General features: G+C 71.3%; 20 protein-coding genes. 15 read left to right on the top strand and 5 right to left on the bottom strand.

Annotated elements, in window-relative coordinates; genetic code table 11:
• Positions 1-80 precede the first annotated feature (80 nt).
• Entirely contained in the window at positions 81-590 is a 510-nt protein-coding gene (locus C7389_RS04035) for a phasin family protein (protein WP_133588610.1), read from the top strand.
• 146 nt (positions 591-736) lie between these two features.
• Here the strand turns inward: C7389_RS04035 and moaE are convergent, their stop codons facing one another.
• From moaE to yoaA, 5 genes are all read right to left on the bottom strand, one after another.
• Positions 737-1180, bottom strand: a complete 444-nt coding sequence (gene moaE / locus C7389_RS04030) for a molybdopterin synthase catalytic subunit MoaE (RefSeq protein ID WP_133588608.1) — start codon at positions 1178-1180, stop codon at positions 737-739.
• Between the two features lie 3 nt (positions 1181-1183).
• Positions 1184-1438, bottom strand: coding sequence for a molybdopterin converting factor subunit 1 (gene moaD / locus C7389_RS04025; RefSeq protein WP_133588606.1), 255 nt, complete (start codon positions 1436-1438; stop codon positions 1184-1186).
• Positions 1439-1486: 48 nt separating this feature from the next.
• Complete coding sequence (locus C7389_RS04020; RefSeq protein WP_133588604.1) at positions 1487-2692, bottom strand: molybdopterin molybdotransferase MoeA; 1206 nt, start codon at positions 2690-2692, stop codon at positions 1487-1489.
• Positions 2689-3192: a molybdopterin-guanine dinucleotide biosynthesis protein B gene (gene mobB, locus C7389_RS04015; RefSeq protein ID WP_133588602.1), complete on the bottom strand. Its 504-nt coding sequence runs from the start codon at positions 3190-3192 to the stop codon at positions 2689-2691. The genes C7389_RS04020 and mobB overlap by 4 nt, the downstream gene beginning before the upstream one ends.
• A 73-nt stretch (positions 3193-3265) precedes the next feature.
• Positions 3266-5236, bottom strand: a complete 1971-nt coding sequence (yoaA, locus tag C7389_RS04010; RefSeq protein WP_133588600.1) for a DNA repair helicase YoaA — start codon at positions 5234-5236, stop codon at positions 3266-3268.
• Positions 5237-5406: 170 nt separating this feature from the next.
• Between yoaA and C7389_RS04005 the strand changes: the two genes are divergently transcribed.
• From C7389_RS04005 to gspN, 14 genes are all read left to right on the top strand, one after another.
• Positions 5407-7293: a choice-of-anchor I family protein gene (locus C7389_RS04005; protein WP_133588598.1), complete on the top strand. Its 1887-nt coding sequence runs from the start codon at positions 5407-5409 to the stop codon at positions 7291-7293.
• 160 nt (positions 7294-7453) lie between these two features.
• Entirely contained in the window at positions 7454-9481 is a 2028-nt protein-coding gene (locus C7389_RS04000) for a PhoX family protein (protein WP_246034618.1), read from the top strand.
• A 225-nt stretch (positions 9482-9706) separates the two neighbouring features.
• Positions 9707-10285 (top strand): type II secretion system protein N, encoded by a 579-nt coding sequence (locus C7389_RS03995; RefSeq protein WP_133588594.1) that lies wholly within the window; start codon positions 9707-9709, stop codon positions 10283-10285.
• 11 nt (positions 10286-10296) lie between these two features.
• Entirely contained in the window at positions 10297-12495 is a 2199-nt protein-coding gene (gene gspD / locus C7389_RS03990; protein WP_133588592.1) for a type II secretion system secretin GspD, read from the top strand.
• A 9-nt stretch (positions 12496-12504) separates the two neighbouring features.
• On the top strand, positions 12505-13989 hold the full coding sequence (gspE, locus tag C7389_RS03985) for a type II secretion system ATPase GspE (protein ID WP_133588590.1): 1485 nt from the start codon (positions 12505-12507) through the stop codon (positions 13987-13989).
• Between the two features lies 1 nt (position 13990).
• Positions 13991-15196 carry a type II secretion system inner membrane protein GspF gene (gspF, locus tag C7389_RS03980; RefSeq protein WP_133588588.1) on the top strand — a complete coding sequence of 402 codons (1206 nt, stop codon included), beginning with the start codon at positions 13991-13993 and terminating at the stop codon, positions 15194-15196.
• Positions 15197-15198: 2 nt separating this feature from the next.
• Positions 15199-15648, top strand: coding sequence for a type II secretion system major pseudopilin GspG (gene gspG, locus C7389_RS03975; protein WP_246034617.1), 450 nt, complete (start codon positions 15199-15201; stop codon positions 15646-15648).
• Between the two features lie 16 nt (positions 15649-15664).
• Complete coding sequence (locus C7389_RS03970; protein WP_162851655.1) at positions 15665-16153, top strand: prepilin-type N-terminal cleavage/methylation domain-containing protein; 489 nt, start codon at positions 15665-15667, stop codon at positions 16151-16153.
• The gene (gene gspI / locus C7389_RS03965) at positions 16150-16515 is read left to right on the top strand and encodes a type II secretion system minor pseudopilin GspI (RefSeq protein ID WP_133588584.1); all 366 of its coding nucleotides are present in this window, start codon (positions 16150-16152) and stop codon (positions 16513-16515) included. The genes C7389_RS03970 and gspI overlap by 4 nt, the downstream gene beginning before the upstream one ends.
• A 7-nt stretch (positions 16516-16522) precedes the next feature.
• Positions 16523-17113 (top strand): type II secretion system protein GspJ, encoded by a 591-nt coding sequence (locus C7389_RS03960; RefSeq protein WP_133588581.1) that lies wholly within the window; start codon positions 16523-16525, stop codon positions 17111-17113.
• Positions 17076-18017: a type II secretion system minor pseudopilin GspK gene (gspK, locus tag C7389_RS03955; protein WP_133588579.1), complete on the top strand. Its 942-nt coding sequence runs from the start codon at positions 17076-17078 to the stop codon at positions 18015-18017. Before C7389_RS03960 ends, gspK begins: the two co-directional genes overlap by 38 nt.
• Positions 18014-19240 (top strand): type II secretion system protein GspL, encoded by a 1227-nt coding sequence (gene gspL / locus C7389_RS03950; RefSeq protein ID WP_133588577.1) that lies wholly within the window; start codon positions 18014-18016, stop codon positions 19238-19240. The genes gspK and gspL overlap by 4 nt, the downstream gene beginning before the upstream one ends.
• The gene (gene gspM / locus C7389_RS03945; RefSeq protein ID WP_133588575.1) at positions 19237-19803 is read left to right on the top strand and encodes a type II secretion system protein GspM; all 567 of its coding nucleotides are present in this window, start codon (positions 19237-19239) and stop codon (positions 19801-19803) included. The genes gspL and gspM overlap by 4 nt, the downstream gene beginning before the upstream one ends.
• The gene (gene gspN, locus C7389_RS03940; RefSeq protein ID WP_133588573.1) at positions 19800-20552 is read left to right on the top strand and encodes a type II secretion system protein N; all 753 of its coding nucleotides are present in this window, start codon (positions 19800-19802) and stop codon (positions 20550-20552) included. The genes gspM and gspN overlap by 4 nt, the downstream gene beginning before the upstream one ends.
• Positions 20553-20571 lie beyond the last annotated feature (19 nt).

Genomic DNA, 20571 nt, shown 5'->3' with positions numbered 1-20571 from the left:
AGCAGCCCGGCGGTCGCCGCGGAAACTGCGAATGTCTAGAGCGCCTCGTACCGTCAAGCTCGCACCTGGAGGAAAAAAATATGGCAACCAAGCAGGATCAATTCAACGAGCTGCAAAAGAAGAATCTCGAAGCCGCCATGCGCCTGGCCCAGCTCTCCATCGAGAACTCCCAGCGCATCATGGAAATCCAGGTCTCCACCGCGAAGTCGCTGTTCGAGGAAGGCGTGTCCAACGCCAAGGCCCTCTCCGCGGCCAAGGACCCGAAGGATCTGGTCGAGCTCCGCACCCAGTACGCCCAGGCCGCCACCGAGAAGATGCTGACCCTGGCGCGCCAGATGGCCGAACTCACCACCCGCACCCAGACCGAAGTCGGCAAGCTGGTCAGCGAGCAGCTGACCACCGGCAGCCAGGACGTGTTCGAGGCGATGCAGAAGCTGTTCAAGGGGCTGCCCATCACCGACCAGAACGCGGTCACTTCCTTCCAGACTGCGGTGGACACCACCCGCGCCGCCTTCGAGCAGATCACCCGCGCCTCCACCGAAGCCTTCCAGGCCTTCGGCCAGGGCATCCCGGGCAAAGGCCGAAAGTAAGGAACGGACAAGGCACAAGTATCGAAGGGGCGACGAGAGACGCCCCTGAGGTGAAAAAAGGGCGCTGGATAAGCGCCCTTTCCTTTTGCTGCGACAACACCTTGGCGCGAGCCGGCCGGGCCTACGCCCTGCCGCGCCGCATCTGGCTATTCCCAGCGCGCCGCCGCCTTGTCGTCCGTCTCGCGCGCATCCACCCACTGGGCGCCAGCCGGGGTCTCTTCCCGCTTCCAGAACGGCGCGCGGGTCTTCAGGTAGTCCATGATGAACTCGCAGGCAGCGAAGGCTTCGCCGCGATGCGGGCTGGCCACGCCGACGAAGACGATGCGCTCGCCCGGCAGCAGGCGGCCGTAGCGGTGTATCACCCGCACACCCTGCAGCTGCCAGCGCTGATGGGCCTCGGTAACGATCTCCGCCAGCGACTGCTCGGTCATCCCCGGGTAATGCTCCAGCGTCATCGCCCGCACACTGTCTTCCGCGCCGCGCACCAGGCCGAGGAAGGTGGCGATGGCGCCGATGTCGGTGCGCCCGGCGCTCAGCGCCGCGGTTTCGGCGCCGACGTCGAAATCCTCCTGCTGCACGCTGACCGACATCGCTCAGCCCCCGGTGACGGGCGGGAAGAAGGCCACTTCCTCGCCGCCCTGCAGCGTATCGTCCGATCGCGCCATGCGCTGGTTCACCGCCGCCCGCACATTGCGGCCCTCGCCCAGCGCCTGCCAGGCATCGCCGCGGGCGTGCAGATAGGCGCGCAGCTGGCCCACGGTAGTCACGCCTTCCGGCAGCGGCAGGCTTTCCTCGCCGCGGCCCAGGGCTTCACGCAGGCTGGCGAAATAGAGAATCTTCAGGTCCATGGTCTTCAGTATAGGAAGCGCCCTGCAGCGCTCCTGTTCGGTGACTGATCAGTAAAGCAGCTCGCCGTAAGGCAGGAAGCGCACAAGCTCGCCGCGGCGCACCGGCGTCGCCGCAGGCACGTCCACCAGGCCCTCGGCCCAGGTGGTGGATTGCAGCGCAGCCGCGCCCTGGTTGGGAAACAGCTCGACATGGCCGTGCGCATCCAGCCGGGCGCGCAGGAACTCGCGCCGGCGGTCCGGCCGCGGCCAGTCGAAGGCGGCAGGCAGGCTCAGCGCGCGCGGCAGGGGCTGGCGCACGCCCTGCGAGGCGAGCACGAAGGGCCGCAACATGGTCAGGAAGGTGACGAAGCCTGACACCGGGTTGCCCGGCAGGCCGACGAAGGCGGCGGCATGCACCCGGCCGTAGGCCAGCGGCTTGCCCGGCTTCATGGCGATGCGCCACATGTCCAGGCTGCCCTCTGCCTCCACCGCCGGCTTCACATGGTCTTCCTCGCCGACCGAGACACCGCCGCTGGTGACGATGAGATCGTGGCCCTCGGCCGCCTCGCGCAGCGCCTTGCGGGTGGCCTCCAGATTGTCGGGGACGATGCCGAGGTCGGTGACTTCGCAGCCCAGCCCGGCCAGCAGGCCACGCAGCATGTAGCGGTTGGAGTTGTAGATGGCGCCCGGCCGCAGCGGCTCGCCCGGCATCACCAGCTCGCTGCCAGTGGAGAAGATTGCCACCCGCAGCCGGCGATAGACCGGCAGCCGCGCCAGCCCGAGCGAGGCGGCCAGCGCCATTTCCGGGGCCCGCAGGCGGCAGCCCTGGGTCAGGACCTCGGCGCCGGCGGCGATGTCCTCGCCCATGCGCCGTACCGACTCGCCCGCCTGCGGCAGATGGTTGATGACGACGCTGTCGCCCTGGTGCTCGCACAGCTCCTGCATCACCACCGCGTCCGCGCCGGCCGGCAGCGGCGCGCCGGTGAAGATGCGCGCCGCGGTACCGGCGGCCAGCGGATGGGCGACACCGCCGGCGGCGATGCGCTGCGACACCGGCAGCCGGGTGCCAACGGCCGGCACGTCGACAACACGCAGCGCGTAGCCATCCATCGCCGAGTTGTCCATCGGCGGCTGGGCGATGGGCGAACGCTGGTTCACCGCCAGCACCCGGCCAGCGGCGATCAGGGTGTCCACTTCCTCGATCTCGCGCACCGGCCGGGCGTAGCCCAGCAGGCGTTCCAGCGCTTCGTCGAAGGGCAGCAGGCCAGCGTTCATGGCGTCTCCTTGGCGCTGACGTAGTCGAGGATGAAATCGGCGATCGCCTCGACGTGGTTGAGCGGCAGCAGCGGCAGCGGGCAGGCGATGGCCTCGTCGCTGGCAACGGCGACCACGTGCGGGTTGTCTGGCCACAGCGGCGCCTTGCCGACCGCCGGGCGGTGGATCTCGATCTTGGGCACCGGCGCCGCCTTGTAGCCCTCGATCAGCACCAGGTCGCTGGGCGCCAGCAGTGCCAGCTGCTCCTCCAGCGTCGGCTCCGGCTGGCCGCGCAACTCGTGCATCAGCACCCAGCGGTCGTCGGACAGCATCAACACCCGGGTGGCGCCGGCTTCGCGGTGGCGCCAGGAGTCCTTGCCCGGCTTGTCGATGTCGAAGCCGTGGTGGGCATGCTTGATGATGGACACCCGCAGGCCGCGGCGGGTGAACTGCGGGATCAGCTTTTCGATCAGGGTGGTTTTGCCGGAGCCGGACCAGCCGGCGAAGCCGAAGACTTTCATTCGTGGATATTCGCTTTGCGCCGTCTGGCTTCCCGGCGTCTCATCGTTCGAAGGTCGGAGGATACAACAGCGCTCAATCGCCCCCCGCCCCGCTGCCCTTGGGCGGCGGCAGCGCTTCCAGGAAGGCCACCGCGTCCGCCTCCACCCGGGTGCGGCGCATCGGCGGCAGGCTGCGCCACACCACCTTGCCGTAGGATTTCTCGATCATGCGCGGATCGCAGATGCACAGCACGCCGCGGTCGCACTCGGTGCGGATCAACCGGCCGGCGCCCTGCTTCATGTTGATCACCGCCCGCGGCAGCTGGTGGTGGATGAAGGGACTGAGGCCCTGCTTCTGCATGTGCTCGACGCGGGCCGCCAGCACCGGATCGTCCGGCGGGGCGAAGGGCAACTTGTCGATGACCACCAGCGACAGCGCATCGCCCGGCACGTCCACGCCTTCCCAGAAGCTCTGGCTGGCAACCAGCACCGCGTTGCCCAGGCGGCGGAAGCGCTCCAGCAGCTCGGTGCGGGAGCCTTCGCCCTGCAGCAGCAGCGGCAGCTTGTCGCCGCTGCCTTCCAGGCCCTGGGCGATCAGCTCATGCACCCGGCGCATCGCCCGCAGCGAGGTACACAGCACGAAGGCGCGGCCCTGGGCGGCGCGGATCAGCGGCAGCGCGGTGCGCGCCACTCGCTCGATGTAGTCCGGCGCGTTCGGGTCCGGCATGTTCTGCGGCGAGTACAGCAGCGCCTGCTCGCCATAGTCGAAGGGGCTGCCCCATACCGCGGTGTCCGGCGGCGGGTCCATCCAGGCCAGGCCGAGTTCGCGGCAGTAGTGGCCGAAATCCCTGCCTACCGCCAGCGTGGCGGAGGTGAAGATCCAGGCCCGCGGCTGTGCTTCCAGCTGGCGCTTGAACACGTCGGACACATGCAGCGGCGTGGCGTTGAGCGCCATCGAGTGGGCGAACACTTCCACCCAGCGGATCAGGTCTTTCTCGCCCGGGTTCTGCCAGTTGTTCAGGCGCTCGCCCATCTCCTGGCTGCGCCGCAGGCAGTTGGCGAGGCCCTCGGAACGCTCGGCCTGGGTCTCCAGCACCGCCTCGAACTTCTGCAGCGCTGCCGCCAGCGCATCGACCTGGACCTCGAAACCCTGGCGCTCGGCGGCCTGAGCGGCGGACAAGCGCGCGCTCTCGGCGCCGAACACCAGGCGCAGGTCGCGCGCCGCCTTCTCCAGGTTGCGGCTTTCATCGATCATGGCAACGCAGTCGCGCGCCGCGGCCACGGTTTCCGAGCGGGTGTCGCGCGCCAGCTCCAGCACCTGAGCGGTGGATACGCTCTCGCCGAAGAACAGGCTGGCGGTTTCCGGCAGCTGGTGGGCTTCGTCGAAGATCACCGCGTTGCAGGCCGGCAGCAGCTCGCCCATGCCCTCGTCGCGCAGCATCACGTCGGCGAAGAAGAGGTGGTGATTCACCACCACCACGTCCGCGTCCATGGCGTTGCGCCGGGCGTTCATGACGAAGCATTCCTTGACGTCCGGGCAGTCCTGGCCAAGGCAGTTGTCGCGGGTGGAGGTGGCGGCCAGCCAGGCGGCGGAATCCTCCCGCACCTCGGTGCATTCGGCCTTGTCGCCGGTCTGGGTGCGGTCGGCGAAGCGGGCGATGGCGCGCAGGTCGGCGGCATCCTGGGCGGTGAGGAAGCGGCCGTCCCTGGCGTTGCGGGCGAGGTGGTAAGGGCAGACGTAATTGGCGCGGCCCTTCAGCAGCGCGATGGAGACCGGCACCTTGAGCGCGGCGCGCACCGTCGGCAGGTCGCGGTTGAAGAGCTGGTCCTGCAGCGTCTTGGTGCCAGTGGAGACGATGACCTTGCCGCCGGCGAGCAGCGCCGGCACCAGGTAGGCGAAGGTCTTGCCGGTGCCGGTGCCGGCCTCGGCCACCAGCACGCCATGGCTGCGGATCGCCGCGCCTATCTTCTCCGCCATCTCGATCTGCTGCGGACGCGGGCGATAGCCGGGGATCGCCTGGACCAGCGGACCTTCGGTGGAAAAGACGTGGGCGAAGTCGGTCATGGGTGTTGCGGGAAAACCGGCATTCTAAGCCATGCAGCCGGAGTCGCGGGCCTTACGGCAGCCTTGCGGCCGGCTGACGTTCTGCCGGCGGCGACATATTGGCGTCATCTTGGCTTGTCAGCATCGTGGGCTACACCTCCTTTCCCCCTCTGGAAAAGCCCCCCGCCACCATGATTTGCCCCCGACAGAAAGCCGCCTTTCCCCGCCTGCGCCGCCTCGCGGTGCTCGCCCTCGCCCTGCCCCTGCTCGCCTGCACCGGCGACAGCGACGATGACGACGAAGCCGCCGCCCCGGCACCGGCTCCGGTGCTCAGCAGCATCAAGCTGAGCCTGCTCGGCCGCTACGCCACCGGCGAGTTCGGCGTCAGCGCGGCGGAGATCCCGGCCTACGATCCCGCCACCAGGCGCGCCTTCGTCGTCAATGCACAGAAGGGCATGGTCGACGTGCTCGACCTCTCCAACCCGGCCGCGCCCACGCTGGTCGGCACCCTGGACGCCAGCGCCATCGCCGCCGGCGCCGAGGTGAACAGCGTCGCCCTGCACGACGGCATCGTCGCCCTCGCCATCCAGGCGGCGGTGAAGACCGATCCCGGCTTCGTCGGCCTCTACCGCGCCGACACCCTGGCGCTGATCGGCCAAGTCGGCGTCGGCGCCCTGCCCGACATGCTCACCTTCACCCCGGACGGCAAGACCCTGCTGGTCGCCAACGAAGGCGAGCCCAGCGACGACTATCAGACCGATCCGGAAGGTTCCATCAGCGTCATCGACGTCAGCAACCCGGCCGCGCCGGTCGCCCGCATCGCCGACTTCGCCGCCTGGAACGGCCGCGAGGCCGAGCTGCGCGCCAACGGCGTGCGCATCTACGGCCCCAACGCCAGCGCCGCGCAGGATCTGGAGCCGGAGTACATCGCCATCTCCGCCGACGGCAGCACCGCCTGGGCCACGCTGCAGGAGAACAACGCCCTGGCGCGCATCGACATCGCCAGCGCCACCGTCACCGCCATCCTGCCGCTGGGCTACAAGGACCACGGCCTGGCCGCCAACGCCATCGACGTCAGCGACACGCCGCCGGCCATCGACATCGCACCGCGCCCCGGTGTACTCGGCATGTACATGCCGGACGCCATCGCCGCCTACAGTGCCGGCGGCCAGACCTACCTGGTGATGGCCAACGAGGGCGATGCCCGCGCCTGGGGCGAGGACGACCCCGCCTACTGGGCGGGCGATGCCAGCAGGGGCTTCGTCGAGGAGTTCCGCGTCAAGCACCTCAGCCGCACCAACGGTTTCGCCGGCCGCCGCGGCGACGACTTGCCGCCGCAGCTGGATGCGCTGGCCGCCGGCGCCCTGCTCAACCCGGTCACCTTCGCCTGGTGCGGCGCCACCGCAGGCAACCCCGGCGCCTGCCGTGACGACGCCCAGCTCGGCCGCCTCAACGTCACCTGGACCATGGGCTACCGCACCGACAGCAGCGGCAACCCGGTGATGTTCGACACCAGCGGCGCCGAGAACCCGGCCGGCAACCGCCTGATGTACGACCAACTGTACGCCTTCGGCGGCCGCTCCTTCTCCATCCGCGATGCCAGCGGCAACCTGGTGTGGGACTCCGGCGGCGAGTTCGAGACCTACCTCGCCAGCGACGCCTGCCGCGTCGGCCCGGCCCGCGACATCCCGTGCAAGACCTGGTTCAACTCCGGCCATGACGAAGGCGACGCCTTCGACAGCCGCAGCGACGCCAAGGGGCCGGAACCGGAAGGCATCGAGATCGGCACCCTGGGCGGCAAGACCTTCGCCTTCATCGGCCTGGAACGCATGGGCGGCGTCATGGTGTACGACATCACCACGCCCACCGCGCCGACCTTCGTCGACTACTTCAACACCCGCGCCGACTGGAGCACCGCCGATCCCTCCACCGTGCTCTCCACGGTGGGAGACCTCGGCCCCGAGGGCCTGAAGTTCGTCGCCGCCGACAAGTCGCCCAACGGCAAGCCGCTGCTCATCGTCGGCAACGAAGTCAGCGGCACCACCGCCATCTTCGAGATCGAGCAGATCTTCCAGTAAGCCCCCGGCCGGCGCCGCCGGCCGTTTTCAGATGCCATTCACATCAGCGCAAACAAACCGGACATCGCGTGGAAGGAAACCGCAACGCTTCCTTCATCCGTGTGAAATATCACGTTCGGACAATTGCATTTCCCCCATCGCTTCGATCTCGGAGAACTTCGTGAACAAGTCGCAAGACCTCGACGACCTGCCCGCCAACACCTCGGACAACGAGCACTTCCAGGCGGTCGTGAACCGCGTGGTGAGCCGCCGCGGCTTCCTCAAGACCGGCGCCGGCCTCTCCGCCGCCGCCTTCTTCTCCGCCTCGCTCACCGCCTGTGGTGGCGACGACGATGACGATGACGACGAAGCCGCCGCGCCGCCGAGCACCCCGGCCACCCCCACCCTGGGCTTCACCGCCATCCCCGTCGGCACCGGCGACGAGATCGTGGTGCCCGCCGGCTACAGCAGCTACGTCATCGCGCCCTGGGGCTCGCCGCTGTTCAGCGACTCCCCGGCCTGGCTGCCGGACGGCACCAACACCGGCGCCGACCAGGCCCGCCAGGTGGGCGACAACCACGACGGCATGGCCTACTTCGCCATCGACGGCAGCAACGAAGGCCTGCTGACGATGAACCACGAATACACCAACTACGAGTACCTGTTCGGCGCTGCCGGCACCACGCCGTGGACGGCGGACAAGGTCACCAAGGCCATCAACGCCCACGGCATCTCCGTCATCCACATCAAGAAGAACGGCAGCGGCCAGTGGGAAGTGCAGGTCGGCTCCAGCTACAACCGCCGCCTCACCGGCTACTCGCCGATGCAGATCACCGGCCCGGCCGCCGGCCACGCCCTGCTCCGCACCAGCACCGACCCCAGCGGCACCATCGTCTACGGCACCTTCAACAACTGCGCCAACGGCCGCACGCTGTGGAACACCTACCTCACCTGCGAGGAGAACTTCAACAGCTACTTCGGCACCACCAGCGGCGCCGACACCCGCGACGCCTACATGCGCCGCTATGGCCTCAACGCCACCGGCACCAGCTACCGCTGGGAAGAATTCGAAGACCGCTTCGACTATGTGAAGGAGCCGAACGAGTACAACCGCTTCGGCTGGGTCGTCGAGATCGACCCCTTCACCCCCGGCTCCCTGCCGAAGAAGCGCACCGCGCTCGGCCGGGTGAAGCACGAGAACGCCGCCATGACCCTCTCCGCCGACAAGCGCGTGGTGGTCTACATGGGCGACGACCAGGCCAACGACTACATCTACAAGTTCGTCTCCGACGGCACCTATGACGCCGCCCGCGGCACCGCCAACGGCGACCTGCTGGACAGCGGCAAGCTCTACGTCGCCCGGTTCCTCGACGGCGCCGCCAGCGGCGACTTCATGGGCACCGGCGAGTGGATCCTGCTGGACAAGACTGCCAACGCCACCCTGGCCGCCGACAGCAGCTTCGCCAGCCAGGCCGAAGTGCTGATCCACACCCGCCTCGCCGGTGACGCCGTCGGCGCCACCAAGATGGACCGCCCGGAGTGGATCGCGGTGCACCCCAGCACCGGCGAGGTCTACTGCACGCTGACCAACAACTCCGGCCGCAGCGTGACCGACGACGCCAACCCGCGCACCAACAACGTCTATGGCCAGATCATCCGCTGGCGCGAAACCGGCAGCGATGCCGCCGCCCTCACCTTCGAGTGGGATCTGTTCGTGCTCGCCGGCAACCCGATCGCCTACCCCGACCGTACCGACCTGCGCTCCGGCTCCTCCAACATCACCGCCGACAACACCTTCAACAGCCCGGATGGCCTGGGCATAGACGGTAACGGCCGGCTGTGGATCCAGACCGATGGCAGCTTCGCCAACACCGGCAACTACCAGGGCCAGGGCAACAACCAGATGCTCTGCGCCATCCCGGAAACCGGCGAGATCCGCCGCTTCCTGGTCGGCCCCTCCGGCTGCGAGCTCACCGGCATGACCTGGTCGCCCGACTACAAGACCATGTTCGTGAACATCCAGCACCCGGGCGAAGCCGGCTCCCACCCGCGGGCGCCGGACGCCGCCACCCGCGGCGGCCTGAGCATGGACGAGTACCTGGCGCAGAACCCGCTGGCCTTCAGCCAGTGGCCGGATGCCGCCGGCGGCCGGCCGCGCTCCGCCACCGTGGTCATCGTCAAGAACGACGGCGGCGTGATCGGGACCTGAGCCCCGATTCCGCAAGCGCCCGCGCTCCATGAACGGGCGCGGGCGGCGCGAACCCGCTCCCGCCAGGGGGCGGGCAAGCGTCCCCGGCAACGCCGCGCCTGCCACACCGCCGCCGCACGCAACCGCACAGATCGAACACGCCTTGCACGCCTTTACGCCGCGCCCCTCTTTCCCGTCCGCCTGCGCGCCGTCCCGGCCCGCCAGCCTCGCCCGCCGGCCGCAGTCATGACAACCGGATTCGAACGCCTGCAGTCCCGCCTTGCCGGCTACCTGCCGATGCTGGTGTGGCTGCTCGCCATCACCTTCTGCGCCTGGGTGTGCGCCAGCCTGTTCTGGGCCTTCGCCGGCCCCGGCCGCCTGGGCACCCAGCCGCGCCCTGAAACCGATCCGCGCAAGGCCGCGCAGCAGATCGTCCAGGCCTTGGGGGGCCACACCAGCCAGACCGCCACCGCCGCGGTAGCGCCGCCCGCCCGCTACAGCCTCATCGGCCTCGCCACCGGCTTCGGCGACAAGCCCGGCTTCGCCCTGCTGCACACCGAAGACGGCCAGACCCTGCCGCTGCTGCTGGACGAAAGCACCGCCGACGGCCTGCGCCTGATCGCCATCCACGCCGACCGCATCGAACTCGAGCGCGATGGCCGCCGCCAGGAACTGCGGCTGGCCTCCCGCCCGGACAACGAAGACAGCCGCGACGAGGTCGCCAGCGCCATGCCGCCCCCCGCACGCGCGCTGCCGCCCGCCGGCACCCCCGCGGCACCGCCCCCGGCCGCCGGCCCGCCGGCCTTTCCCCGCTCCAACGACTGAACCGGACCGCCATGCCCCTCGCTTTCCGCCCGCGCCAGCCCCTGCTCCACAGCCTCGCCTGCGCGCTCCTCTGCCTCGCGCAACCCGCCGCCGCGGCCCAACCGCCTTCCACGAGCGCCACCACCGCGAGCGAGCCCGTCTCGCTCAACTTCCAGAACGCCGACATCGAGTCTGTGGTCCAGGCCGTCGGCAAACTGTCCGGCACCAACTTCCTGATCGATCCGCGGGTCAAGGGCAAGATCAACGTCGTCACCAACACCCCGGTGCCGCGCGAACTCGCCTACCAGATCCTGCTCTCGGCGCTGCGCCTGCAGGGCTACGCCGCCATCGAGGGCAAGGGTGTGACCAAGATCGTCCCGGAGGCGGAAGCCAGGGTGCATGCGGTGCCGGTGGGCAAGGAAGGCCGCGCCGCGGCGCAGACCAGCGGCGGCGACCGCCTCGTCACCCAGGTGTTCGCCCTCAAGCATGAATCCGCCACCCAGATGCTGCCGGTGATACGGCCGCTGGTGGCGCCGAACAACACCATCAGCGCCTTTCCCTCCAACAACGTGCTGGTGGTCACCGACTACGCCGAGAACGTTGCCCGCATCGCCAGCGTCATCGAATCGCTGGACGTGGCGCAGGGCGACCTCAGCGTTATCGAACTGCGCCATGCCGCCGCCATCGACCTCGCGCCGCTGCTGTCGCGCCTGCTCGCCGAGCGCGGCGGCGCCAACGCCGGCGGCGCCGGCGCTGCCCAGGTGCTGGCAGAACCGCACAGCAACAGCCTGCTGATCCGCGCCGACACGCCCAGCCGGCTGGCGGCGGTGCGCCAGCTGGTCGCCAGCCTGGACAGGCCCGGCGCCGGCGGCAACATCCACGTGGTCTACCTGAAGAACGCCGACGCCCGCCAGGTGGCGGAAACGCTGAACGCCACCCTCAGCGGCACCGCCGCCGGCAGCGGCAGCCCGGCCAGCTCCGCTACCAGCCTGAGCGCGGGCGGCAGCGGCCTGGGCGACGGCGGCAGCGCCAGCCTGTCGTCCGCCACCGCCAGCGACAGCGGCGGCACGCTAGGCGCCAGCAGCGCCACCACCTCCCCCTCCTCCGTCGGCCAGTCCCGCAGCAGCGGCGGCGGCAACGGCATCGTGCAGGCGGACGCGATGAACAACGCCCTCATCATCAACGCCCCCGAGGCGATCTACCGCAACCTTCGCCAAGTGATAGACCAGCTGGACCGCCGCCGCGCCCAGGTCTACATCGAAGCGCTGATCGCCGAGATCTCCACCGAGCGCGCCGCCGAATTCGGCATCCAGTGGGCCGCCGGCGGCGTCGCCGGCAAGACCGCCGTGGTGGGCGGCAGCGCCTTCGGCAGCGGCGGCAACAACCTCCTCAACCTCATCGCCGGCGCCGCCAGCGGCGAACTCGCCCTGCCCGGCAACGGCCTCACGCTCGCCATCGGCGGCGGCACGGTGAACATCCCCGGCGTCGGCGAGATCATGAGCCTGGGGCTGCTCGCCCGCTTCCTCGAGAACGAGGTGCGCGCCAACATCCTCTCCACCCCCAACATCGTCACCCTGGACAACGAAGAGGCCCGCATCGTCGTCGGCCGCAACGTCCCCTTCGTCACCGGCACCTACACCACCAACACCAGCAACAGCGTCAGCAACCCCTTCCAGACCATAGAGCGCAAGGACGTCGGCCTCACCCTCAAGGTGCGGCCGCAGATCTCCGAAGGCGGCTCGATACGCCTGGCCATCTACCAGGAAGCCTCGGCGGTGGTGGACAGCACCGACACCGGCAACGGCCCCACCACCACCAAGCGCGCCATCGAATCCAGGGTCATGGTGGACGACGGCGCCATCATCGCCCTGGGCGGCCTGGTCGAAGACAGCTACAGCGGCAGCCAGGAGAAGGTGCCGATGCTGGGCGACATCCCCTACGCCGGTGCCCTCTTCCGCTACGACACCCGCCGCCGCAGCAAGACCAACCTGGTCGTCTTCCTGCGCCCGGTGATCCTGCGCGAGCGCGAGGACTACGCCGGCCTCACCCGCTCCCGCTACGACTACGTGATCGGCCAGCAGCGCGCCAGCGCCCGGCCCGCGGAGCAGATGCGCGGCGAACCCGGCCCGGCCGAGCTGCCCGCCCTCGACAGCCTGGGCCGCGACACCCCTGCCGTACCCGGCTTCGCCCCGGTGGTCGAAGCCGAAGTGCGGCCGGTGTCGCCGCAGTAAGAGGACAAGATGAGCGCCCCCGCCCTCCCCTACGCCTTCGCCCGCCGCCACGGCGTGCTCGTCACCGCCCTGGGCGCCGAGCAGGCCGAACTGCTGCTGCGCGAAGATGCCGCCCTCGCCGCGGTGGCCGAGGTGCGCCGCCACCTGGGCGTGCCGCTCACCCTCACCACCGCCGCCCGCGCCACCTTCGACGCCCGCCTCGCCGAGGCCTACAGCGGCGGCCAGGGCAGCGCCGCCGAGGTGGTGGCCGACGTCGGCCAGGAGGTCGATCTCGACCAGCTGATGACCGAGCTGCCGGCGGTGGAGGACCTGCTGGAATCCCAGGACGACGCCCCCATCATCCGCATGATCAACGCGCTCCTCACCCAGGCGGTGCGCGAGGGCGCCTCGGACGTCCACATCGAACCCTACGAGCGCCACTCGGTGGTGCGCCTGCGCCGCGACGGCGTGCTGCACGACATCGCCCGCCCCCACCGCGGCCTGCACGCCGCCATGGCCTCGCGCATCAAGATCATGGCCAGCCTCGACATCGCCGAGAAGCGCCTGCCGCAGGACGGCCGCATCACCCTGCGCCTGGCCGGCCGCCAGGTGGACGTGCGCGTGTCCACGCTGCCCACCACCCACGGCGAGCGCCTGGTGCTGCGCCTGCTGGACAAGGGCGGCGGCCTCATCGGCCTCGCCGAGCTGGGCATGGCGCAGGACACCCGCCAGCGCTTCGGCCAGCTCCTCGCCCAGCCCCACGGCATCCTGCTCGTCACCGGCCCCACCGGCTCCGGCAAGAGCACCACCCTGTACGCCGCGCTGCAGAGCCTGGACGCCGGGCGCCTGAACATCGTCACCGTCGAAGACCCGGTGGAGTACGACCTGCCGGGCGTGGCCCAGATCCAGGTCAACAGCCGCATCGAGCTCGACTTCGCCCGCGCACTGCGCGCCATCCTGCGCCAGGACCCGGATGTGATCCTGATCGGCGAGATCCGCGACCTGGAGACCGCCCGCATCGCGGTGCAAGCCAGCCTCACCGGCCACCTGGTGCTGGCCACCCTGCACACCAACGACGCCGCCTCGGCCATCACCCGGCTGGTGGACATGGGCATCGAACCCTTCCTGCTCGCCGCCACCGTGCGCGGCGTGCTCGCCCAGCGCCTGGTGCGCCGGCTGTGCCCGGACTGCCGCCAGCCCTATGCCGCCGGCGCAACCGAACGCGCCCTGCTGGGCGCCGATTGCCCGGCCACGCTGTGGCGGCCGGCGCGGGACGCGCACGGCGAAGGCTGCCCGGCCTGCCGTCACACCGGCTACCGCGGCCGCGGCGGCCTGTACGAGCTGCTGACGGTGGACGACGCCGCCGCCCGCCGGGTGCATGACGACCTGGGCGAAGCGGCGCTGCGCGAAGCCGCCCGCGCCGCCGGCAGCCGCGGCCTGCGCGAGGATGGCCTGCGCCTGCTGGCCGAGGGCCTGACCTCGGTGGAAGAGCTGCTGAGCGTGACCCGGGACTGACATGGCCGCCTTCCGCTACCGCGCCCTGGACGCCGCCGGCACCGCCGGCCAGGGCGTCGTCGAAGCCGAGAGCGCGCGCGCCGCCCGGGCGCTGCTGCGCGAGCGCGGCCTGTTCCCGCTGGAGGTGGCCAGCGTCGCCGCCACGGCGAGCGGCGGGGGGCGCCGGCGCCGCAGGATGAAGGATGCGGCGCTCGCCCTGATGACCCGCCAGTGGGCCACGCTGCTGGCCGCCGGCCTCACGGTGGAGCAGGCGCTGGCGGCGCTGATCGAGCAGGCAGAGGAGGACGGCGTGCGCCAGCTGCTGGCCGGCCTGCGCTCCGAGGTGCTGGCCGGCTACAGCCTGCGCGCGGCGCTGGACCGCTACCCGGCGGCCTTCCCCGCCATCTACCGCGCCTCGGTGGCCGCCGGCGAGAAATCGGGCGAGCTCGCCCAGGTGATGAACCAGCTGGCGGACTACCTGGAGCAGCACGGCGCGCTGCGCCAGAAAACCCTGCAGGCGCTGCTCTACCCGGCCATCGTCGCCGCCGTCGCCCTGCTGGTGGTGATCGGGCTGATGACCTACGTGGTGCCACAAGTGGTGGGCGTGTTCGCCCAAACCAAGCAGGCGCTGCCGCCGCTCACCCGGGCGCTGATCTGGGTGTCGGACTTCCTGCGCGACTGGGGCTGGCTGCTGCTGGTGCTGCTCGCGCTCGCCGGCCTCGCCGCCCAACTCGCGCTGCGCAGCCCCGCGCTGCGCCGGCGCTGGGAGGCGCGGCTGCTCTCGCTGCCGGTGCTGGGCCGCCACCTGCGCACGCTGGATGCGGCCCGCTTCGCCAGCACCCTGGCCATCCTCGCCGGCAGCGGCGTGCCCTTGCTCGCCGCGCTGGAGGCCGGCGGCCGGGTGATCGCCCGCCTGCCGCTGCAGGACGCGGTGGCCGCCGCCGCCGCCCGGGTACGCGAGGGCCAGGGCCTGGCGCGCGCGCTGGGCGCCACCCGCGCCTTCCCGCCGCTGCTGATCCACATGGTGGCCAGCGGGGAAACCACCGGCCGCCTGCCGGAGATGCTCACCCGCGCCGCCCGCCTGCAGCAGCAGGAGCTGGAGAGCCGCGGCGCGGTCCTCGCCAGCCTGCTGGAACCCGTGCTGCTGCTGGTGATGGGCGGCGTGGTGCTGGTCATCGTGCTCGCCGTCATGCAGCCCATCATCGAAATCAACACCCTGATGAAATGAACATGAAAACCACTGCCTTCCCCATGCGTCCCGCTACCGCCCGCCCGCGCGGCTTCACCCTGATCGAGGTCATGGTCGTCATCGTCATCCTCGGCATCCTCGCCGCGCTGGTGGTGCCGCGGGTCATGAGCCGGCCAGACGAGGCGCGCGCGGTCGCCGCCCGCCAGGACATCGCCCAGATCATGCAGGCGCTGAAGCTCTACCGCCTGGACAACCGCCGCTACCCCACCGCCGAGCAGGGCCTGGCCGCGCTGGTGCAGCGCCCCCAGGGCGGCCCCGCCGCCGACAACTGGAAGCCCTACCTCGAACGCCTGCCCACCGATCCCTGGGGCGGCGCCTACCAGTACCTCAACCCCGGCCTCAACGGCGAGGTCGATGTGATGAGCTTCGGCGCCGACGGCAAGAGCGGCGGCGAGGGCTTCGATGCCGATATCGGCTCCTGGCAGCGCTGAGGGGCGGCTGACGCTCATGCACGCACAGCGCGGCTTCACCCTCGTCGAACTGCTTGTGGTGATGCTCATCGTCGGCATCCTCGCCGGTGGCGCGGGATTGGCCATAGAGGGCGTACGCGCGAACGACGAGGCCGATGCACTAAAGCGGCTGCAGCTGGTGCTGGAAGCCACCGCCGAACGCGCCGAGATCCGCGGCCGGCCGCTGGCGCTGGATCTGCTCACCGACGGCTACCGCTTCGCCGAGCTGGGCACCGACGGCCGCTGGCGCGCGCTGGAAGAAGCCCCGCTGTTCACCAGCCGGCGCCTGCCGGCCCAGCTGCAATGGCAGGCGCTGCGCAGCGAGGGCCGGCTGCAGCCGGCCAATGCCGGCCGGCGGCTGGTGTTCGGTAGCCGGGCACCACAGTTCGAACTCAGCCTGCGCGGCAGCAAGGGGCTGGTGGTGCTGGCCGGCGACCCTTCCGGCCGGGTGCGCCAGCTCGGCTCGCCAGCGGGAGAGCAGCGATGAGGCGCAACCGCGGCTTCACCCTGCTGGAAACCCTGGTCGCCCTGGCCATCCTCGCCATCGCCCTGGTCGCGGCGCTGCGCAGCGTCGGCAGCACCGCGCTGGCCGCCGCCGGCCTGCGCGAGCGCGCCCTGGCCGACTGGGTGGCGCAGGACAGGCTGGCCGAATACCGCGCCAGCGGCGCCTTCCCCGCACCCGGTCGCAACGAGGGCCGCGCCCGCCAAGGCCATAGCGCCTTCGTCTGGCGCGAGACCATCAGCGGCACGCCCAATGCCCTGTTCCGGCGGATCGACGTGCGGGTTTTCGACGGCAGCGGCGAGCAGCTGAGCAGCGCCACCGGCTTCGTCTCCCGCCCGCTGCGCTGACCCCGCCATGCTCCGCGCCTCCTCCCTCCGCAGCCGCCGCCAGCATGGCCTGACCCTGATCGAACTCAGCGTCGCCCTGGCGGTATTCGCGGTGCTCGGCCTGCTCAGCTGGCGCGCCACCGCCCAGCTGGCCGACAACCGCGACCGGGTGGGCGCGGAGCTGGGCCGCTGGCGCGAAATCTCCGCCGCGATGCAGCGGGTGGAAACCGAGCTGCTGCAAGTCGCGGCGCCGGCCCGCCCCGCCAACAGCGACGCGCCGCCGGCACTGCAGCTGCTGCGCAGCGGAGACGGCCACGGCAGCGAGCTGCGCCTGCTCGCCCTGGCGCCGGACGGCGCCCACCGCAGCGCCCTGCGCTACAGCGGCCAGCAGCTGGAGTGGCTGGTGTGGCCGGACCGCAACGGCCTTGGCACCGCGCAGGCCTATCCGCTGCTGGAGGGCGTAACCGCGGTGCGCTGGCATTTCGCCGCCGGCGGCAGCCGCCGCGATGACTGGCCGCCCGCCGCCTCGAGCCCTCCCGGTGAGTTGCCCGCCGCGGTCGAAATCGAACTGGAGCTGGGCGATGCCGGCACCTTCCGCCGCCTGTTCGCGCTGCGCTGAATCGCGGCCGCCACAGCGCGGCCAGCGCGGCGCCGCAGTGCTGCTCGCGCTGCTGGCGATGAGCTTCGCCGTCCTGGTCGCCGCCACGGTGATCGCCGACTACGGCCGCGGCTACGACAGCCTCGCCGGCCGCCGCGACCAGGCCCAAGCCCGCCAGCTGGCGCGCGCCGCGGTGGATTGGGCGCGCAACGTGCTCGCCCAGGACGACAAGGAAAGCAGCACCGACCACCTGGGCGAGAACTGGGCGGTGAAGATTCCGGCCACGCCGCTGTCCGCCGACCCGGCAGACGGCAGCGTCGGCGGCGAGATCGCCGACCTCTCCGGCCACTTCAACCTCAACGACCTCTCCCCCGGCGGCAAGCCCAGCGAAGCCGCGCGGCTGCGCCTGCAGCGTCTGCTGGAGAATCTGGGCGAAGCGCCGGACAGCGCGCTGGCCGCCGCCGTCGCCATCAGCGCCTGGATCACCCCCGCCGCCCGCGGTGCGCAGGACGAAGCGCCGCATGCGCCACTGCTCGCGGTCGCCGAGTTGGAACGCATCCCCAATCTGCCGCCCGGCCTCGCCGGCCGCCTCGCGCCCTACGTCACCGCGGTGCCGGCGCCCTCGCGCATCAACGTGAACACCGCGCCGGCCGAGGTGCTGTCGGCGCTGGTCAGCGGCCTCAGCCTGGACCGGGCGCGGGTGCTGGTGGCCGAGCGCGAGCGCGCCTGGTTCCGCGACCTCGCCGACTTCGGCACCCGCCTGCCCGAGGGCGCCACCCAACCCGCCAGCCAACTCGCCGACGTGCGCAGCCGCTACTTCCTCGTCACCGTGCAAGCCGGCTACGGCGTCGCCGCCGCCCACCTGCAAGCCCTGCTCGACCGCCAGGAGCGCTGGCCCGAAATCCTCTGGTACCGCATCCCATGACGCACAGACTCCTCGTTCTCCTCGACGACCACTGGCCACGCGACCCGGCCGCCGACTGGGTACTGCTGGACCCGGCCGGCCGCCCGCTGCAACAAGGCCGCTCCGCCCCCGCCCACTGGCCAGCCGCCGACCGTACCGACGCCCTGCTGGGCGGCAGCCAGTGCCTGTGGCTGGAAGTGGACCTGCCGCCCGGCCCACGCCGCGAGCAGCCACGCCTGCTCGCCTACGCGCTGGAAGAGCACCTGATAGGCGACGCCGACGCCCAGCACCTCACCCCGACTCACAGCCGCGCCGAAGGCGAGCTGCGCCGCACCGGCGTAGTCGTGCTGGCCCGCAGCCGCCTCAAGCAGCTCATCGCCCAGTTCGACAGCCTGAGCCGGCCGCTGGCCAGCCTGCGCAGCCAGCTGCAGACCGCGGCCACCTCGGTGCCCGCCTCAGGGTCCGCCTCTCCCCCGCGCTGGGTTCTGGCCGGCGACGCCCACGGCGGCATCCTGCGCACCGGGCCGGACCGCGCCCTGCGCACCGAGTGGCGCAACGGCGCCGAGGCCCGCGACTGCCTCGAACATCTGCTGCCCACCGCCCTCGCCCTGCACGCCGCCATGCCGCCGGAAGCGCTGGAACTGCGCCTGGCCCCCGGCTTCAGCCTGGCGGACGGCCCTCGCCCCTTGCCGCTGCCGCTGGTGGCCGGCCCCGCCTGGCACTGGTGGGAAAGCTACGAACACGGCAGCGAACTGCTGCACGGCGATTTCGCCCCGCGTAAGCGCTACGCCCGCCACTGGCAGGCGCTGCGCTTGCCAGTGGCGCTGGCCGGCCTCGCCCTCAGCGTCTTCCTCATCGCCGGCCTCGCCCACATCCTGCTGCAGCGCCACGCCCTGAACGAACTGGAAGCGCGCAGCCTCGCCCTGTTCCAGCAAGCCCTACCCGGCACCCCGGCGGTGTCGCCCGCTGCCCAGCTCGCCCGCGTGCTGGAGCGCGAACGCGCCAGCCGCGGCCAACTCGCCAGCGACGATCTGCTCGGCCTGCTGCACGGCTACTTCCTCGCTGGCGGCCCGGCACCGCAAGCGCTGGACTACGCGGCCGGCAAGCTGGTGCTGGAATTGCCCGCCGAAGCCGCCGCCGGTCTGCCCGGCCGCCTCGCCCTGTACGGCCTGCAGGCCAGCGCCCAGCAGAACCACCTGACCATCATGCCGATGGCCGCCCAGCTTGCGACGACCACCCCATGAGCCCGAACGCAACCCTCCCCCACACCAAAGCCGCATCACCCAACGGCTTCGTCCAGCGCAGCCGCCAGGCGCTCGGCCGCCTCCAGCCGCCCGCCCTGCTCCAGCGCTGGTTCAACAGCCTGCGGCCACGCGAGCGGATGCTGCTCGGGGCGCTGGCCTGGCTGCTGCCGCTGCTCGCCATCGCCGCGCTGTTCGACTGGGTGCTGACCGAGCAGGCCCGCCTGGAACGCCACCTGCCGGCCGCCCAAGCCACGCTGGAGAAGATGCGGGAAGACGCCGCCGAGCTGGAACGCCTGCTCGCCCTCAAACCGCCGGCCACCGTCCCCCCGCCCCAGCTGGCGGAAGCGGTGAGCGCCGCCGCGCGAGCGCGCGGCCTGGAGACGGAGGCCTCGGCCACGCCGGACGGCCTCACAGTGACAGGCAGCGGCGGCCTGGCAGCGCAGGTGGACTGGCTGGCCGCACTGCAGGCCGACCTCGGCCTGCGCCCGCGGCAGCTGCGCCTGCAGGACGATCAGCGTTTCGAAGTGCTGCTGGCTCCCGCCAGCGACGAAGGCGGACGATGAAGCCGCGCGCCGCCTGGACGCTGCCGCTCTTCCTCGTCCTCACGCTGGCGCTGCTGCTGGCCTGGACGCCAGCTGCATTGCTGGACCGTCAGCTGGAACGCGTCAGCGATGGCCGGCTACGGCTGGGCGAGGCCCAGGGCAGCCTGTGGCAAGGCAGCGGCCAGCTCGCCGCCGCCGACGACAGCCGCCTGCCACTGCCCTGGCTGGCGCTGCGCTGGGCTTTCCAGCCCGCCGGCCTGCTGCGCGGCGGACTAGCTTGGCAGCTGTGGGCGGACGGCGCGCCGGCCTTTCGGCTGCAGCTGAGCGCCAGCGGCGTGGCGCTGCAGGACATCGCCATCGATGTGCCGAGCGCACCGCTGCTGCGCAGCCTGCCGCAGGCCGCCCTGCAGCTCGGCTGGAACGGCCGGCTGCGGCTGCACGGGGACAAGCTGGATTGCGGCTGGGACCAGCGCTGTCGCGGCCAGGTGACGGCGGACTGGCAGTCCGCCTCGGTGGATGTATTGCCGCGGCAGGCGCTGGGCGACTACCACGCGCTGCTGCAAGCGGATGGCGAGACGCTGGCCCTCACCCTCTCCAGCCCGGCGGCCAACCCGCTGCAACTGGCCGGCAGGGTCGCGCTGACACGCGGCCAGAAGCCGGTGCTGGACCTGAGGCTGGGCGGCGATCCGCCACTGTTGGCGCGGCTGCGCCCACTGCTGCAGCTGGGCGGCCGGCTGGAGGCCGGCACGCTGGCGATCCGTTATCCCTGATTTCCCCCGGGCAGAAGCG

Source organism: Azoarcus indigens (assembly GCF_004361735.1).
Lineage (GTDB): Bacteria > Pseudomonadota > Gammaproteobacteria > Burkholderiales > Rhodocyclaceae > Azoarcus > Azoarcus indigens.
Note: the sequence above shows the minus strand (reverse complement) of the source record. Positions and strands in the feature narration are given on the sequence as shown.